The following is an 18049-nucleotide window of genomic DNA, read 5'->3' as shown; positions in this document are numbered from 1 at the left end:
TGAGTTTACTCAGCGTTGTTCCGTTTTTCTCACCTCATTTGCTGCTAGATAAAAACGTAATGTCTCGTCTTTAAAAGGCATTGTCTGACCGCAATCCCAGTCTTTCTGTGTTATCTTGCAAAAATTACTTAGCAATTGATAAATTTTATTTTCAATTTATTGATTCTAAAGCTATAAATATTTAGGACTTTTGATGAGAAATAGAAATTGAATCGTCATACATTAGATGGAATACTGCACCTTAGCGTTTTCATAATGCCCTGATTTACCTTAGATGTTGTAAAGCAGGCAGAGTCAGTCGTTTAATGGTAGAATAAACCTAGGTTAGTCAAGAACATCAGTTAGCAAAGAAACAATAATGAGCCAAGAATATACAGAAGATAAACACATCAAATTTAAAAAACTAAGTAGCGGAAGGCGGCTATTAGAGGTTATTTTGCTCGCAATATGCTTGAGCGCACTCTTCTTAATGGTGGCTTTATTGAGCTTCAGCCCTTCAGATCCAAGCTGGTCACAGACAACTTGGAATGCCCCAGTGAAGAATTTAGGGGGAAGTGTTGGTTCATGGAGCGCTGACATCCTTTTCTCGGCTTTTGGTATTCTTGCATTTGCTATTCCCCCCTTATTACTTCTAGGGTGCTGGGCGATTTTTCAATACGAAAGTCAGCGCCGATATATTGACTTTTTCTCTTTATCATTAAGATTAATCGGTGGTTTAGCACTTATTTTATCCTCTTGTGGACTCGCGGCTCTCAATTTTGACGACTTACCTAACTTCGCCTCTGGTGGAGTGATTGGCAGTGTATTTAGCAGTGCCATTATGCCGTGGTTCAATTCATTAGGCGCTACGTTAGCATTGCTATTTTTATGGGCAATAAGCTTTACCCTGTTTACTGGGTGGTCATGGCTTACAATCGCAGAAAAAATTGGTGCGGCTGTGCTTCTCCCAATTACGTTGCTGACAAATCGAGCAAGGGGAGATGATTTAGATAACTATGATTATGACGTTGAAGAGACTGAAGGGGCTTTACAGCGTGCGCAAGAAGCTGAGCACAGGGCCAATGACGATCTAGAAAATATTGATGCGGATGATATTTTATTTTCTGCTCCCACAGTGGCTGAATTAGTCACTGAAATCGCTCCAACAACGGAAAAAACGACGAATGAAGCGATGACAGCGACAGAAAACGCAATCCCATTGGTGAATCAAAGCGTGTCTGAGCAAGTTCCAGTAACGGCCTTCTCTGCAGTGGATGAGCCGAGCACATATCATTTTGAAGTACCTGAAGATTACCAGCCTAAGCTTGGTACTGGTTTTGATACAACTTCAGATACCGTTAATGAGCCGTTAGCTCAAGCGTCGCCATATGTTGCACCAGAAGAACAGCTGTTTAGTGTTCAGCATAATCAACAATCAGAACCACAAAAACAAGGTAATACCGCTTACCAAGAGTATTCGGATAAACAAGAAACGCCCGTTCAGCAAGCGGCTTTTGAATCACAAACTCACTCAGTTCCATCATTTGACACTACCAATATAACGCAAAGTGTTATTCCTTCATCAGTCACTGAAAGGGTCTCTAACCCTGCGGCATTAGCAGCTGCGGGTATTTCAGTGGCTGCGCTGGAACGTCATGCTCAGGTTAAACAAAATATGGAACCAGAGCTTCCGCGGCCAAACCCTGTTCGCTTACCGACTCGTCGTGAGTTATATGGTATTCGCATTCCATCGTTACGTGATGCAGAACTACAGCGGCGTGAAGAAGAAGCCTCTAAACGTGAGCAGATATATCAGCAGTGGTCTGCGAGTGAGTCTGAGCAACTTGAAACTGATGATGAAGCACAACAAGGTGAATTACTACGAGCTCAGTTTTTAGAGCAGCAACGCGAACGTTATGGTGAAGTTGATGAAACGGATTATGAAGCGCCATTAAATAGCGTACATTCAGATGAAGAACCATTACAAAATGAGCCAATGACAGAAAATAAAATCAGCTCATTTACACAGCCAGAAATTGAACACCGTTGGGCGTCGGCTTCACAACAGTCCAATAATACGCATACAATTCCAGAGCCTGAGGAAGTTGCGCCAGTCGTTGATAATGGCTATCAGCCTCAGTTCACGCAAGAGTATTCTTCGCAAGTACAAGAGGACTTTGAGCCTAGAATTGATTTAAGAAAAGAGTTCTCTGTACTGGATAGTTTTACCCCTGTTGATGATTTGGTTGACAACGAGCCTGCTGACCCATTATTTATGCCGTCATTTAGTACGTCTTCTGTTCCACCTACGGCTCCGCAAAATAATATTGATAATATTGCTGAAGGGCTTGGCAACTCACCAGCAGTAACACAAACTTTTGCGCAGCCACAGCAGCCACAGCAGCCACAGCAGCCACAGCAGCCACAGCAGCCACAGCAGCCACAGCAGCCACAGCAGCCACAGCAGCCACAGCAGCCACAGCAGCCACAGCAGCCACAGCAGCCACAGCAGCCACAGCAGCCACAGCAGCCACAGCAGCCACAGCAGCCACAGCAGCCACAGCAGCCACAGCAGCCACAGCAGCCACAGCAAGATAGCTTATTCCACCCGTTCTTAGTGCGTAATGACCAACCATTACCGAAACCAACAACGCCAATGCCATCTCTTGATTTGCTGGCAAGCCCGCCAGCGCAAGAAGAGCCAGTGGACATGTTCAAACTAGAACAAACAGCGAGGTTGATTGAAGCGAGGCTCAATGATTATCGTGTTAAAGCCGAAGTAGTTGGGTTCTCTCCAGGCCCTGTCATTACTCGGTTTGAGCTTGATCTAGCGCCGGGAGTAAAAGCAGCAAGGATATCTACATTGTCACGTGACCTTGCTCGTTCGTTGTCAACCGTAGCCGTACGTGTTGTAGAAGTGATACCGGGCAAACCTTATGTAGGCCTAGAGCTCCCTAATGAGAAACGGCAAACTGTTTACTTGAGTGAGGTATTAGATTGCGATGACTTCCGCAAAAATCCATCTCCTCTCACTATTGTCTTAGGGAAAGATATTGAAGGCGATCCTGTCGTTGCTGATTTAGCAAAAATGCCACATTTACTCGTTGCGGGGACAACCGGCTCTGGTAAATCTGTAGGGGTCAATGCAATGATCCTCAGCATTTTGTATAAAGCGAAACCAGAAGATGTTCGCTTTATCATGATTGACCCGAAAATGCTCGAATTATCCATTTATGAAGGTATCCCGCATCTATTGACAGAAGTGGTTACTGACATGAAAGATGCGGCAAATGCCTTGCGCTGGTGCGTGAATGAAATGGAACGTCGTTATAAACTCATGTCTGCATTAGGGGTACGTAACCTAGCGGGTTATAACGATCGCATCAAAGCGGCAGAAGAAATGGGCCGGCCAATTCCTGATCCGCATTGGAAACCTGGTGATAGTATGGATACAGAGCATCCAATGCTGAAAAAAGAACCTTACATTGTTGTCATGGTTGATGAGTTTGCTGACTTAATGATGACGGCAGGTAAAAAAGTGGAAGAGCTAATTGCACGATTGGCGCAAAAGGCACGTGCAGCGGGTATCCATTTGGTATTGGCAACCCAACGACCATCGGTTGATATTATTACAGGGTTAATCAAAGCAAATATTCCAACGCGGATTGCATTTACGGTATCCAGTAAAATTGACTCGCGCACGATCCTTGACCAAGGCGGTGCGGAGTCTTTACTCGGTATGGGGGATATGCTGTATTTACCGCCAAACTCTTCAATTCCAGTGCGGGTGCACGGCGCCTTTGTCCGTGACCAAGAGGTTCATGCCGTTGTGAATGATTGGAAAGCTCGCGGTAAACCACAATATATTGATAGCATTACAACCTGTAGTGATGATAGCGAAGGCGGTGGTTATGATAGTGGTGGCGAAGAGCTCGATCCACTGTTTGACCAAGCTGTTGAGTTTGTTGTTGAGAAACAACGAGTTTCCATTTCTGGGGTTCAACGCCAATTCAGGATCGGTTATAACCGTGCTGCAAGGATTGTTGAGCAAATGGAGGTCCAAGGCATTGTCAGTGAGCAAGGGCACAATGGTAACCGTGAAGTTCTTGCTCCTCCGTCAATGGGACATTAATAATTTAGTGTGCTGATTGCTGGTTTAATTTAAGGGGTGTATAAAGACGGGACGCCTCTTAAGGTAATAATTTTAAGGTCTTTCATCGATGAAAAAAATGATGTTATTGGGTGCGTTAGCCCTGAGTTTACATATTGGCCAAGTATTGGCAGACGCAAGCGAAGACCTTCAAGAACGTTTGAATAAGGTCAATAGCTTCCAAGCTAGCTTCTCGCAAAAAGTGACAAGTCCTGAAGGGGATTTGATTCAAGAAGGTGTTGGAGATTTATGGCTTGAGCGCCCAAATTTATTTAATTGGAACATGACATCACCGGATGAAAGTGTACTGGTGTCAGATGGAAAAAATTTGTGGTTTTATAATCCGTTTGTAGAACAAGTGACCGTAACTAATTTAGCGGATGCTACGCAGGATACGCCATTTCTACTAATTACACGTAACGACCCGAAAGATTGGAAACAGTACTCAATCATCCAACAAGGAAATACGTTTGATTTAAAACCAAAACAAACTAATGGAACTTTAAAACGTTTTTCCATTACAGTTTCTCCCCAAGGGACGATTGAGCAGTTTTCAGCGGTTGAACAAGATGGCCAAACCAGTGCTTATCAATTAAAAGAGCAAAAAAATGGTCGCGTTGATGCAAGTAAATTCAAGTTTACTGTGCCAAAAGGTGTCACTTTAGATGACCAGCGCTCAAACGCAAAATAAGCTTGATTAGAAAAAATATTAACCAGCAACATGAGTATTTGCTGGTTAATATATAAGGTATTTTAAGAGGTAAAAAAGAGGATATAGTGGGTAACCTGTCTCTTGATTTTTCGCAGAATGAATTTCAACCTTTAGCAGCAAGAATGCGGCCTGAAACCCTTGAACAATATATTGGCCAAAAGCATTTATTGGCAGAGGGCAAACCGTTACCGCGTGCGATTAAAGCGGGTCATCTGCACTCCATGATTTTATGGGGGCCCCCAGGAACAGGCAAAACAACCCTTGCTGAAATTATTGGCAATTATGCACAAGCCGATATTGAACGCATCTCAGCGGTTACCTCTGGTATTAAGGAAATCCGAGAATCCATTGAAAAGGCTCGGCAAAATCGTAGTGCAGGGCGAAGAACCATTTTATTTGTGGATGAAGTTCATCGTTTTAATAAAAGCCAGCAAGATGCATTTTTACCGCACATAGAAGATGGCACGATTACATTTATTGGTGCGACAACAGAAAACCCATCATTTGAATTAAACTCTGCGTTGTTATCACGTGCTAGGGTGTATTTGCTTAAATCTCTTGAAGAGAATGATATTGAACAAGTATTGCTGCAAGCGCTGGCAGACTCATCTCGTGGCCTTGGTGGGCAAAATATTGTTCTACCTGACAGCACGCGCAAAATGGTTGCTCAGTTGGTTAATGGGGATGCTAGGCGTTCATTAAATCTGCTGGAAATGATGGCGGATATGGCCGAAGCGGATGGCCAAGGGCAGCGTATTTTAACCGCTGATTTATTAAAAGAAGTCAGTGGTGAACGAACCGCAAGGTTTGATAACAAAGGCGACCGTTATTACGACTTAATTTCTGCGCTGCATAAGTCTATCAGAGGATCAGCACCGGATGCCGCACTATATTGGTTTGCAAGGATCATCACTGCGGGTGGTGACCCTTTGTATGTTGCTCGTCGGTTACTTGCAATTGCATCAGAAGATGTGGGTAATGCGGATCCTCGTGCGATGCAAGTAGCCATCTCAGCTTGGGATTGCTTTACTCGAGTGGGGCCTGCCGAAGGTGAGCGTGCAATTGCCCAAGCCATTGTTTATTTAGCTTGTGCACCAAAAAGTAACGCGGTTTATACCGCCTATAAAGCTGCGATTAAAGATGCACAAATGCAACCGGATTACGATGTGCCAGAACATCTTCGAAATGCACCAACTAAACTATTAAAAGAAATGGGAGCTGGGAAGGAGTATCGTTATGCGCATGATGAACCTAACGCTTATGCGGCAGGGGAAAACTATTTTCCTGAACCTATGCAAACAACACGTTATTACTACCCTACGAAACGGGGTCAAGAAAGCAAGTTTGCTGAAAAACTAGACTGGTTAGCCCAACAGGATCAAATTAGCACCACAAAACGCTATCGCTAAACTGGGCAATGCGGTAAGGTTATATAGCGAAATACTTTACTTTATTTGTTGTGCTGGAATGCACCTCAAAAAGTATCATTAATTACTAACAATAATCACAGGATAAGCATGCTCGATCCCAATTTACTGCGTACGGAGCTAGACGCGGTTGCTGAAAAACTGGCTCGCAGGGGTTTTACCCTTGATGTGGAAAAGCTGCGTGAATTAGAAGAACGCCGCAAAGTTTTACAAGTTGAAACTGAAACCCTGCAAGCAGACCGTAACTCGCGATCGAAAACTATTGGTGCGGCAAAAGCACGTGGTGAAGATATCGAACCATTACGTCTAGAAGTTAACCAATTAGGCGAAAAATTGGATTCTGCAAAAGCGGAGCTTGAAAAGCTGCAACAAGAAATCCGTGATATTGCCTTGAGTATCCCGAATATCCCTGATGACCAAGTACCTGACGGTAAAGATGATTCTGACAACGTTGAAGTGGCTCGTTGGGGTGAGCCTCGCCAGTATGATTTCGAAGTTAAAGACCATGTTAGCCTTGGTGAGCTATCTGGCGGCTTAGACTTTCCAGCTGCGGTAAAACTGACGGGTGCACGTTTTGTTGTCATGAAAGGGCAAATTGCTCGTATGCACCGTGCATTGGCACAATTCATGCTTGATTTACATACTGAACAACATGGCTACCAAGAATTGTATGTTCCGTATTTAGTCAACCATGACACGCTTTACGGAACTGGCCAATTACCAAAGTTTGGTGAAGACTTATTTCATACTAAACCACTGGAAGAAGAAGCAGACAGCAGCACTTATGCTTTGATTCCAACAGCTGAAGTACCTGTGACTAACTTGGTTCGTGATGAAATTTTAGATGAAGACTCACTTCCTCTGAAAATGACAGCACACACACCTTGTTTCCGTTCTGAAGCGGGATCTTATGGCCGTGATACACGTGGTTTGATCCGTATGCACCAATTTGACAAAGTTGAGTTAGTGCAAATCGTACATCCAGAAAAATCTATGGATGCATTGGAAGAGCTGACTGGCCATGCAGAGAAAGTATTACAATTACTGAACTTACCTTATCGTAAAGTGATTTTATGCACCGGTGATATTGGTTTTGGTTCACGTAAAACTTATGACTTAGAAGTATGGCTACCAGCGCAAAATACTTATCGTGAAATTTCATCTTGTTCAAACATGTGGGATTTCCAAGCGCGTCGTATGCAAGCTCGCTTCCGCGGTAAGAGTGATAAGAAAACACAACTTGTTCATACTCTGAATGGTTCTGGTTTAGCGGTTGGTCGTACATTGGTGGCGATTTTAGAAAACTACCAATTAGCAGATGGCCGTATTGAAGTTCCAGAAGTATTACGCCCATATATGAAAGGGTTAGAGTTCATCGGTTAATTTCCGTTACTTCTTCAAAAGTAAAACGCGACTCATAGTAGTCGCGTTTTTTTTGCAAATTTAAAGCATTTTGAAAACGTATCCTCAGGCTAAACCTGATCCCCCCTCAATATTTTCCAAATAGCACTATTCAATGTAGGACATTACTCTACGGTAAAGTAAATTTATCGGAGCGAAATAAATGGGTGTAATTATTGGTGTTTTCTTACTAGCAGGCCTTGTAAAAGGGGTGATTGGGTTAGGGTTACCGACAATCGCAATGGGGTTATTAAGCACGTCAATGGAGCCTGCTGCCGCTGCTAGCTTGTTAATTATTCCCTCGTTAATCACGAATATATGGCAATTATTGATTGGCCCACAATTTATGGCACTAATCAAACGGCTCAGTGGTTTTATTATTGGGGTGGTACTTGGCACCATATTCAGTTTTTTACCTTCTTTAACCTCAGCATCTGGTTGGACACTACCTGCACTTGGTTTCGTGCTTATTATCTATGGAATATGGGGGTTAATCGCAAAAAAAATGCCATCATCCAAGAAACATGAAATATGGCTTTCACCAACAGTGGGGTATATCACAGGTGTGATTACGGCTGCTACGGGTGTATTTGTTATTCCAGCAGTCCCTTATTTGCAAACCTTAAAATTAAATAAAAATGAGCTTATTCAGGCTCTAGGGTTAGCATTTACCGCATCAACAGTTGCATTAGCAATCAAGTTATCCATTGACCAGCAACAATATGATATTAATTGGAGTTTATCTGCCTTTGCCTTAATACCAGCTATTGGTGGAATGTACCTTGGTCAATATTTTCGCAAGATTATTAGCGAGAAATTATTCCGTCGTTGCTTTTTTATTGGTTTGATCGGATTAGGAATTTACATGGCGACAAAATTAGCCTTCAGATGACCAATTAATTAAAAAATTAACAAACTCATTAGTGTAATCAGGTAATTGGTTGAAATCTCGTGCACAGATAACTAATTTTCGGCATGCCCAAATTTCAGTCAATTGCACTATTTTACTCGCAGAGAGCTGGCTACGCTGTGCCGCTTGTTTGGGAATAATGGCTATGCCAATGCCATCATTAACTCCTTGCATTACAGCATCTAATGTTGGCATACGTACCCGGTAATTTAGCCGCCTGCCTTGTTGTTTGGCGTTATTATCAATATGTTTTTGTAATGGGTTATCTTCCATTAAACCAATAAATTCAGCATCAATAATGTCAGAAAATGGAACATTTTCTCGGTTTGCCCAAAGGCTATCTTTATGGACAAAAACAACTAATTCATCTGAGCTGAATGGCCGGATATCCAGCCCGGTGAGATCAGTAGAATCTGCGATAACACCGATATCAGCGATTTTATTTCTGATTGCAGTGACGATATTAGTACTTGGCATTTCCTTCACTGACACAGACATCGCAGGGTGCTGGCGTAAATAAGCACTAACACGGGCAGGTAAAAACTCCATTTGAGCAGAGGTATTACAAAGAATATTAATATGCCCACGCAGGTGTCGACTATATTGCTGCAGTTCATCTTGCATTACTTCAATTTGCTGCAAAATTGTTTTCGCATGCTCAATAAATGTATGACCTGCATTTGATAATGAAACCCCTTTCACTGAGCGAACAAAAATATCTACGTTTAATTCATTTTCTAACCCACGTATCCGTTCACTTGCAGATTGCAGTGTAAGATAAGTTAGTTTCGCTCCATGGGTGATGCTCCCTGCATTAGCGACATTAACACACAGTTTTAAATCAGTAATATCGAAATACATGGAAAACAGCTCCAATTTATGAAAGGAAAGAGGGAGATTACTATTTAAAGGAATATATGTGAATTTGTATGGGATAGCAAAAAGGAAAGCAATTGCTTTCCTTTTTTAGATTTAATGATTTAGCAAAGTCGTTAAACCATCACACTTTGGTTTATTTTACTTGTGAGAAAAACAGGCTGCGGTAGCTGCTGTAATAGCAAACATACATAATTGGCATAGAAACTAATAAACCTAAACCTAAAGGAATTACTGAAATTATCATTAAGATTGATAAAACGATAAAGAACAGGAGACCTGGCAGGATATTTTTCTTAACAGCTTGTAAGCTTGCAGAAATTGCAGCGCCAACAGTGAAGTCGTGGTTCATAACCAATGCTGGAGCAAACCATGTCAAGGCAGTACCTACTAACGCAGCAACGGCCATGATAATAATTGCAAAGAAGAATGTACCTGAAGATGCAAGGATAGCCGCGTCAGATGGTGAACCATATTGGTTGCTTTCCATCAATAAACCAAACATAGCAGAACCACCGATAATAAATGCGATGATCATGCCTACTAAGTTAGCCGCAAAGTTGATGGCACCAACGGCAAATAGGGTACCGAATTTATTTTGGAAACCAGCAAATAATAACCCAATTTCTGCTTGGCCAGTTTTACGTTGATTTTCACTGATAGCAATAATACCACCAATAAAAATAGGCGTAATAAAAGTAATCAGTAAGTTCAAGAATGGGATCATTGAAATGATAAAGATCACCGCAAACAGAACGATGTTAATTAGGATCCACATTCCCAGCTTTTCTTTAACAAGAGACCATGATTGGCTGATCCAGTTAACACCTTCACCTGCATCTACTGTGCGAGGTTCTGCGTGAAAAACGAATGTATCGGCTTGAGTTTGTGCGTTAATTGTAGGTGCAGGGTTGTTATCTGCACTGAAGTTTTCATTATTCATGATAAGAAAGGAACCTGTTAGTCGTAGTGAATTAGCAATATATTATTATTAATAAGTTTTCTGAGTTTATACTCATTCTTGTAACTTATCGGCAGTAGTATGCAGATAAGTTAACTTATTATAAAGCAGACTATTCTGGTAAGGTATTTTTGATTAAAATTTTCTTGTATAAGATATTTTTTATTGTAATAAGACCATTATCTATACCTTAATGTATTGAATAGAGTATGAGTATTTAGTAGTACAGTGAAAACGGCTGTTTTTTTTATTCTATACAGTAAGACCAAACCCTAATTTAATAGTGAATAGTAAATTAAATAATCATTATTATTAATACGTAAGCAAAATGCCATTTACCCAGCGGTTAAATGAGCGATATGGGGTAAGCATCCAATGGCTTAATCTCTTTTAGTACAAACATACTTTGCATTTCTTTGATACCCGGTAACCGGCGAATAACCGTCATCGCGAAATCGGCGTAGGAGTCTAAATCATGAGATACAACCTGCAATAAAAAGTCGGTATCACCACCAATACTGTAGCAAGCGACAACATTTTCGAGCTCAGTCACTTCTTGTTCAAATTTTTGAGCTTCAGCCTCGCTATCGCTATCAATAATAACGCGAACAAATACCATCACACCTAAGCCAATTTTTTTACGATTGAGAATAGCGCGATATCCTTCAATAACATGTTCTTCTTCTAGCTTTTTAACTCTTCGCCAACAGGGAGAGGCTGACATGCCTACTTTTTCAGCAAGAACTTGATTCGTTATTCGAGCGTCATCTTGTAGTAATTTCAATATTTTTATTTCTGTCTTATCTATTGCCATAAATGAAAGCCTTTACCTTAAAATCGCATAAAATAGGATAAAATTGCCTAAATTTTAGCGTGTAATGACTGAGTTAGAAAGCCTATTTCTTTCTTTAAATGCAATAATAATGAGGTGTTTTAGAACAATAACAAACAGTAAAAGGGAAAAGAGAGATGATTTTTAATCCAACAGAACACCGTTGTGCCATCGTGGTAAACCAAAACTTATCGAATGGTTTAGCGATGAATGCAGCGAGTGTAATTGGTGTGAGTTTAGGAAATAAAGTCAATAATATGGTAGGGAATGATCTTAATAGTTTGGATAATATGAATTACCCAGGGGTGATTTATGCACCATTACCGATATTAAAATCCGCAGAGCAATATATGAAAGAGATTGAAGTGGTCGCTTACCAGAAGGATGATATTTATATCATTCCTTTTAGTTTGCTCGCTCAATCTTGCCGTACTTATGATGAATATCAGCAGAAATTATCTGAACAGCAATATAAAGATATTCAATTGGCAGGGATAGGCTTGGTGGGAAATAAAAAAGCAGTTACTCAGTTAATTGGCCATTTACCGCTTTTCAAATAAATAAGAGGCTCTGCAAAGAGCCTCTATAATTTGGGTATCCGGAATTTCTGGTTGATAAAATGTCAAAGATGTAAAGAAGAAAATCTTTCTCAGCGGATTATCTGATTGATCCTCTTCAGCCTACTCTACTGCCAATTTTCTGTTTCCACCTTCGCCTGAGTCTTCATAGCGATGCTGACTAGGGAGGACAGCGAGAGCTGGGCAAGCGTCAAAGCGGTTCTGGTTCATGCGCAATCCGGACACCTGCACAACATTCCTCTTGTAAGAAACCGATCAAATTCTCTAGGTGCCCATACTCGGGTATACAGACAATCGTGCGGCTATGTTTCTCCTGCCGGATCAGCCCTACCTTGGCCATGCGCGCAAGGTGATGTGATAGCGTCGAAGCAGGAATACCCAGCCCCTTCTGGATATCTCCGACCGAAGCCCCATCATGGCCAGCTTTGACCAGAAAGCGGAACACGGACAGTCGGTGACTATTCCCTAGCTCAGCTAAGCTGGCTGCAACCTTTTCGTGATCCATAGCACGCCCCAATAATTCGATGTTTCTAGAATTATAGTTGACAGGTCGGATAAACGCAAGTAGACTGCGTACATCATTTCGATAAAACTAGAAATATAGGAGTAATATTGAATGTCACCTCAACTCCAAGACGCTCTAGGCATGTTCGCCTTTCTCGCTATCGAGCTATCGGTTTTATTCATTGGCATTAGCTTGCTGGTCGGAGTTCTTCAACGTCACATCCCACCATCCAAGGTGGAAGCGTTACTGACTTCCAGTGGGAAGCGAGGCTATTTTCTTGCTGCTGGTTTAGGAGCTATAACGCCCTTCTGTAGTTGCTCGACTATCCCCATGTTGAAAGGGTTGATTCAGGCACGGGCCGGTTTTGGGCCGATGATGGTGTTTCTTTTCACATCTCCGTTGCTGAATCCTATCGTCGTCGGCCTGCTGGTTGCCACGTTTGGATGGACACTTACTGCTATCTATGTGCTCGCCGCTTTGGTGGTCGCGGTAGGTGCCGGATGGCTGCTTCACACGCTTGGCTTCGAGCGTTATGTGCGCCGGACGGCGACACAAGAGAGCAGTGGATGTAGTTCATCAGCAAGCCCGTGCAGTGCTACATCGACCGCATCGAGTTGCGGCACCAACAGCTGCGACACCACTCCGAAGACGGCTTCTTGCGGGGCTGATAGGAAGACAACAGTCTCTACGTCTAGCGAATGCTGTGACAGTCAACCCACTGTCACGGTTAAGAAAGAAGGGAAGTACAATGGTGTGTGGCGGGAAGCTTGGTCGGACTTTATCGATGTGTTGCCTTACCTGCTCATCGCTATTGCGATTGGCAGCGTGATCTATGGTTTCATGCCCACTGACTTATTGGAGCAGTATGCAGGCCCAGATAATCCCTTTGCCATTCCAGTTGCCGCTGTCATCGGCGTGCCGTTGTATATTCGCGCTGAAGCCGTCATACCTCTGGCAGCGGCTCTGATGGCCAAAGGCGTGGGTGCCGGGACGGTGCTTGCGTTGATCATCGGCAGTGCCGGAGCCAGCCTGACTGAGCTCATTCTGTTGCGCTCTTTGTTCACGCTGAAGCTTTTAGCGGCGTTTTTAGCAGTCATTTTTGCTATGGCGATGATTGCCGGTTACGCCACCTACCTGTTTTTCTGATCAAGGCGGGAGATGATTAATTCGTTAAGCCTTCCTGGTTACCAGTTGGTGGATTCTGATGAGCAGAATGAAGACATACATTTTCGGCTTGAAGCACCTACACCAGTAGCCTGCGAGGGGTGCTGCGTGCAGGGTGAGTTCGTGCGGTTCGGCAAGCGTGATGTTCCCTATCGTGACCTGCCCATCCACGGCAAGCGGGTCACCCTCTGGGTAGTTCGTCGCCGGTACACCTGCCGGGCCTGCAAGACCACCTTCAGGCCCCAGCTACCGGAGATGGTGGACGGCTTCCGCATGACGCTGCGGTTGCATGAGTACGTGGAGAAGGAAGCCTTCAATCACCCCTACGCCTACGTGGCTGATACCACGGGCCTGGACGAGAAGACGGTACGCGACATTTTCAACGCCCGCGCCGAATTCCTGGGGCGCTGGCACCGCTTCGAGACGCCCCGCATTCTCGGCATTGACTAGTTGTACCTGAACAAGCGCTACCGCTGCATCCTGACCAACATCGAGGAGAGGACCCTGCTCGACCTGCTGGCCACCCGCCGTCAGGACGTGGTGACCAACTACCTGATGAAGATGAAAGACCGGCAGAAGGTCAAGATCGTCAGCATGGACATGTGGAATCCCTACCGAGCAGCGGTCAAGGCGGTGCTGCCACAGGCCCGCATCGTGGTCGATAAGTTCCATGTGGTGCGCATGGCCAACGATGCCCTGGAGAAGGTGCGCAAGGGCCTCAGGAAGGAGCTGATGCCCTCCCAGAGCCGAACCCTCAAGGGTGACCGGAAAATCCTGCTGAAACGCGCTCACGAAGTCTCAAACCGGGAACGCCTCATCATGGAGACCTGGACCGGCGCATTCCCACAACTGCTGGCCGCCTACGAGCACAAGGAACGTTTCTACGGCATCTGGGACGCTACCACACGGCCCCAGGCAGAAGCCGCCCTGGACGAGTGGATAGCCACCATCCCGAAGGGCCAGAAGGAAGTCTGGAGCGATCTGGTCAGGGCTGTAGGCAACTGGCGCGAAGAGATCATGACCTACTTCGAGACGGACATGCCCGTCACCAACGCTTACACGGAGTCCATCAACCGACTGGCCAAGGACAAGAACCGTGAAGGACGTGGTTACTCCTTCGAGGTGATGCGGGCACGAATGCTCTACACCACGAAGCACAAGAAGAAGGCCCCGACCGCGAAGGTCTCTCCGTTCTACAAGAAAACCATCGGTTACGGACTGCCGGACTTCGCAGAGGAACTCAACTACGGGGTCGATCTATCAACCATCTGATAATGGTATCAGGTTGGTGGGGTAAAGGTGCCCCATCAACCATTAAATCCGTATACCCTATAATTTTAGTACATCACTTTGTGACCATAACTTTCAAGAATACTTTTGACTCGTTCCATCACTTCTTTTGATGGTGGTCTAACGCCATCTAGCTTGTATTCTTCACCCATAGTTTCCCATTTGTGTTTACCAAGCTCATGGTAAGGTAATAATTCGATTTTCTCGATATTGTTCATATCTTTGGTAAATTCGCCCAGTAAATGTACTGAATGGTCGTCATCGCTCCAACCCGGCACGACAACATAGCGTACCCAGGTTTTTTGGTTGCGTTTGGCAAGGTAACGGGCAAATTCCAAAGTACGGTGATTAGAAACACCCACTAATTTTTGATGAATTGCATCATCGATTTGTTTTAAATCAAGCATCACTAAGTCAGTGACATCCATCAGTTCATCAATCACTGGGTCGTAGCGGCGTACAAAGCCATTGGTATCAAGGCAAGTATGAATATTTTCTTTTTTACATGCGCGGAACCAGTCACGAACAAATTCGGCTTGTAAGATAGCTTCACCACCAGAGGCGGTAACGCCGCCGCCTGTCGCATTCATAAAGTGGCGATAGGTCACGGCTTCTTTCATTAATTCGTCAACAGTGACGATATTGCCACCATGGGTGTCCCAAGTATCGCGGTTATGGCAATACAGGCAGCGCATTAAGCAGCCTTGGAAAAAGACAATAAAACGGATCCCTGGACCATCGACCGTTCCGCATGATTCAAATGAATGAATGCGGCCGAGTGTGGTTGGGGTTTCTGTCATATTAGTTATCGCTATTGTTTTGGTTTTTGTATCATCGATAGACATAGCAGGCACTCCAAAATATCTGTCATACCGCAAACTTTAGAGAAAAAATATCGTTGCTGGTATAGATAAAAAGACCCCATAAAGCGGGGTCTTTAATTTACTTTATTTTAATAAGCTAATTATTACATTGTGCTTGTGAAAGTACGAGTAATAACGTCTTGCTGTTGTTCTTTAGTCAGTGAATTGAAACGTACAGCATATCCCGATACACGGATAGTCAGCTGTGGATATTTCTCTGGGTTTTCCATTGCATCTAACAGCATTTCACGATTCATAACGTTAACGTTTAAGTGCTGGCCGCCTTCGATAGACGCTTCGTGGTGGAAGTAACCATCCATCAGACCGGCTAAGTTAGTTTTACGAACGTCATCATCTTTACCTAACGCATTTGGTACGATAGAGAAAGTATAAGAAATACCATCTTTCGCGTAAGCAAATGGCAGTTTAGCAACAGAAGTCAGTGAAGCTACCGCACCTTTTTGGTCACGACCGTGCATTGGGTTTGCACCTGGTCCAAATGGTGCACCTGCACGACGACCATCTGGTGTGTTACCTGTTTTCTTACCATACACAACGTTAGATGTGATGGTCAGGATTGACTGAGTTGGTACCGCGTTACGGTAAGTAGGCAGTTTCTGAATTTTCTTCATGAAACGTTCAACTAAGTCACACGCGATATCATCTACACGAGAGTCGTTGTTACCAAATTGTGGATATTCACCTTCGATTTCGAAGTCGATAGCAATGCCGTCTTCGTCACGAATTGGTTTAACTTTCGCATATTTGATTGCAGACAGTGAGTCAGCAGCAACAGATAGACCTGCGATACCACAAGCCATGGTACGATAAACATCACGGTCATGTAGCGCCATCAGTGAAGCTTCATAGCTGTATTTATCATGCATGAAGTGGATGCAGTTCAGTGCTGTGACGTACTGAGTTGCTAACCAATCCATGAAGTGGTCCATTTGGTTCATCACAGTATCGAAATCTAAGACTTCGTCCATGATTGGTGTATGTTTAGGACCTACTTGCATTTTCAGTTTTTCATCAACACCACCATTGATGGTATACAGCATGGTTTTCGCTAAGTTTGCGCGAGCACCGAAGAACTGCATTTGTTTACCAACAATCATTGGGCTGACGCAACATGCGATTGCGTAGTCATCGTTATTGAAGTCTGGACGCATCAGGTCATCATTTTCATACTGAACTGATGAGGTATCGATAGACACTTTTGCTGCGAATTTTTTGAAATTCATTGGCAGTTTTTCTGACCACAGGATAGTCATGTTTGGCTCAGGAGATGGGCCCATGGTATACAGTGTGTTCAGGAAACGGAATGTGCTTTTCGTTACCAGAGTACGACCATCAAGGCCCATACCTGCTAATGATTCAGTTGCCCAGATTGGGTCACCAGAGAACAACTCATCGTATTCAGGAGTACGTAAGAAACGTACCATACGCAGTTTCATGACTAAGTGGTCAATTAATTCTTGCGCTTGTTGTTCGGTGATTTTACCTGCTTCTAAGTCACGTTGGATATACACGTCTAAGAAGGTAGAAACACGACCAAATGACATTGCAGCACCGTTTTGTGATTTAACAGCGGCTAAGTAACCGAAGTAAGTCCACTGTACTGCTTCTTGTGCGTTTGTTGCTGGTGCAGAAATATCGTAACCGTATTTTGCAGCCATTTCTTTCATTTGACCCAATGCACGGTGCTGTTCAGCAATTTCTTCGCGCAGTTGGATAGTCATTTGTAAGTCTTCACCTTTTTCTAATCTTTCTTGCAAAGAGGTGAATTGGTTAAATTTGTCTTTCATCAGGAAATCAATACCGTACAGTGCAACACGACGGTAGTCACCGATGATACGACCACGACCATATGCATCAGGTAGACCCGTTAAGATACCTGATTTACGGCATTTTAAGATGTCTGGCGTGTAAACGTCGAAAACACCTTGGTTGTGAGTTTTACGGTATTCAGTGAAGATTTTTTTGATTTCAGGGTCTAAAGTACGGTCGTAAGCTTTGCATGAACCTTCAACCATTTTGATACCACCGAACGGGATAAGACCACGTTTCAGAGGTGCATCAGTTTGTAAACCAACAATTTTTTCTAATTCTTTAGTAATGTAACCTGCATCATGGGAAGTGATGGTTGAAGCGACATCTGTGTCAAAATCAACTGGCGCATGAGTGCGGTTTTCGATTTTGATCCCTTCCATGACTTTATCCCACAACGTGTCAGTTGCTGGAGTAGAGCCTGCTAAGAAAGATTCATCACCTTCATATGGAGTGTAGTTTTTCTGGATGAAATCACGTACGTTGACGTTATTCTGCCAGTCACCTTGGTTAAAACCTTGCCATGCTAAAGCGAATTTTTCATTTAACTCGGACATGATACTTTTACCTT

13 protein-coding genes and 1 pseudogene are annotated in these 18049 nt (G+C 43.6%); 8 read left to right on the top strand and 6 right to left on the bottom strand.

Translation table 11 applies throughout. The annotated features are described in order from the left end of the window. Window positions 1-358 precede the first annotated feature (358 nt). From FVA69_RS14745 to FVA69_RS14725, 5 genes are all read left to right on the top strand, one after another. On the top strand, window positions 359-4111 hold the full coding sequence (locus FVA69_RS14745; RefSeq protein ID WP_164529056.1) for a DNA translocase FtsK 4TM domain-containing protein: 3753 nt from the start codon (window positions 359-361) through the stop codon (window positions 4109-4111). An 88-nt stretch (window positions 4112-4199) separates the two neighbouring features. Continuing rightward, a complete protein-coding gene (gene lolA / locus FVA69_RS14740) occupies window positions 4200-4820 on the top strand; it encodes an outer membrane lipoprotein chaperone LolA (protein WP_004909466.1) in 621 nt (206 codons plus the stop codon). An 86-nt stretch (window positions 4821-4906) separates the two neighbouring features. Further along, window positions 4907-6250 (top strand): replication-associated recombination protein A, encoded by a 1344-nt coding sequence (locus tag FVA69_RS14735; protein ID WP_004909469.1) that lies wholly within the window; start codon window positions 4907-4909, stop codon window positions 6248-6250. Between the two features lie 108 nt (window positions 6251-6358). Beyond that, complete coding sequence (gene serS, locus FVA69_RS14730) at window positions 6359-7651, top strand: serine--tRNA ligase (protein ID WP_164529055.1); 1293 nt, start codon at window positions 6359-6361, stop codon at window positions 7649-7651. A gap of 181 nt (window positions 7652-7832) precedes the next feature. Beyond that, the gene (locus tag FVA69_RS14725; RefSeq protein WP_004909475.1) at window positions 7833-8561 is read left to right on the top strand and encodes a sulfite exporter TauE/SafE family protein; all 729 of its coding nucleotides are present in this window, start codon (window positions 7833-7835) and stop codon (window positions 8559-8561) included. Here FVA69_RS14725 and FVA69_RS14720 read toward each other — a convergent pair. The 3 genes from FVA69_RS14720 to FVA69_RS14710 form a co-directional block, all read right to left on the bottom strand. Continuing rightward, on the bottom strand, window positions 8547-9440 hold the full coding sequence (locus tag FVA69_RS14720; RefSeq protein WP_109911030.1) for a LysR substrate-binding domain-containing protein: 894 nt from the start codon (window positions 9438-9440) through the stop codon (window positions 8547-8549). The genes FVA69_RS14725 and FVA69_RS14720 overlap by 15 nt on opposite strands. 151 nt (window positions 9441-9591) lie before the next feature. After that, window positions 9592-10398, bottom strand: coding sequence for a BPSS1780 family membrane protein (locus FVA69_RS14715; RefSeq protein ID WP_004909482.1), 807 nt, complete (start codon window positions 10396-10398; stop codon window positions 9592-9594). Between the two features lie 364 nt (window positions 10399-10762). Then, on the bottom strand, window positions 10763-11230 hold the full coding sequence (locus FVA69_RS14710) for an Lrp/AsnC family transcriptional regulator (protein WP_004909485.1): 468 nt from the start codon (window positions 11228-11230) through the stop codon (window positions 10763-10765). A 155-nt stretch (window positions 11231-11385) separates the two neighbouring features. Between FVA69_RS14710 and FVA69_RS14705 the strand changes: the two genes are divergently transcribed. Then, complete coding sequence (locus tag FVA69_RS14705) at window positions 11386-11808, top strand: DUF2000 domain-containing protein (RefSeq protein WP_164529054.1); 423 nt, start codon at window positions 11386-11388, stop codon at window positions 11806-11808. A 208-nt stretch (window positions 11809-12016) separates the two neighbouring features. Here FVA69_RS14705 and FVA69_RS14700 read toward each other — a convergent pair whose 3' ends face one another. Then, window positions 12017-12331: an ArsR/SmtB family transcription factor gene (locus FVA69_RS14700; protein WP_000349485.1), complete on the bottom strand. Its 315-nt coding sequence runs from the start codon at window positions 12329-12331 to the stop codon at window positions 12017-12019. Between the two features lie 111 nt (window positions 12332-12442). Here FVA69_RS14700 and FVA69_RS14695 point away from each other — a divergent pair, with 111 nt between their 5' ends. Next, on the top strand, window positions 12443-13477 hold the full coding sequence (locus FVA69_RS14695; RefSeq protein WP_029396327.1) for a permease: 1035 nt from the start codon (window positions 12443-12445) through the stop codon (window positions 13475-13477). Between the two features lie 12 nt (window positions 13478-13489). Next, a pseudogene (locus FVA69_RS14690) lies at window positions 13490-14767 on the top strand (ISL3 family transposase). A 65-nt stretch (window positions 14768-14832) separates the two neighbouring features. On the opposite strand, the gene pflA reads toward FVA69_RS14690, so the two are convergent. Both pflA and pflB read right to left on the bottom strand, forming a co-directional pair. Further along, a complete protein-coding gene (pflA, locus tag FVA69_RS14685) occupies window positions 14833-15585 on the bottom strand; it encodes a pyruvate formate lyase 1-activating protein (RefSeq protein ID WP_042851778.1) in 753 nt (250 codons plus the stop codon). A 167-nt stretch (window positions 15586-15752) separates the two neighbouring features. Then, a complete protein-coding gene (gene pflB, locus FVA69_RS14680) occupies window positions 15753-18035 on the bottom strand; it encodes a formate C-acetyltransferase (protein ID WP_109911031.1) in 2283 nt (760 codons plus the stop codon). Between the last annotated feature and the right edge of the window lie 14 nt (window positions 18036-18049).

The sequence above is a fragment of the Providencia sp. PROV004 genome (assembly GCF_011045615.1).
GTDB classification, from domain to species: domain Bacteria; phylum Pseudomonadota; class Gammaproteobacteria; order Enterobacterales; family Enterobacteriaceae; genus Providencia; species Providencia rettgeri.
This window is presented reverse-complemented; position numbering and strand designations above follow the sequence as displayed.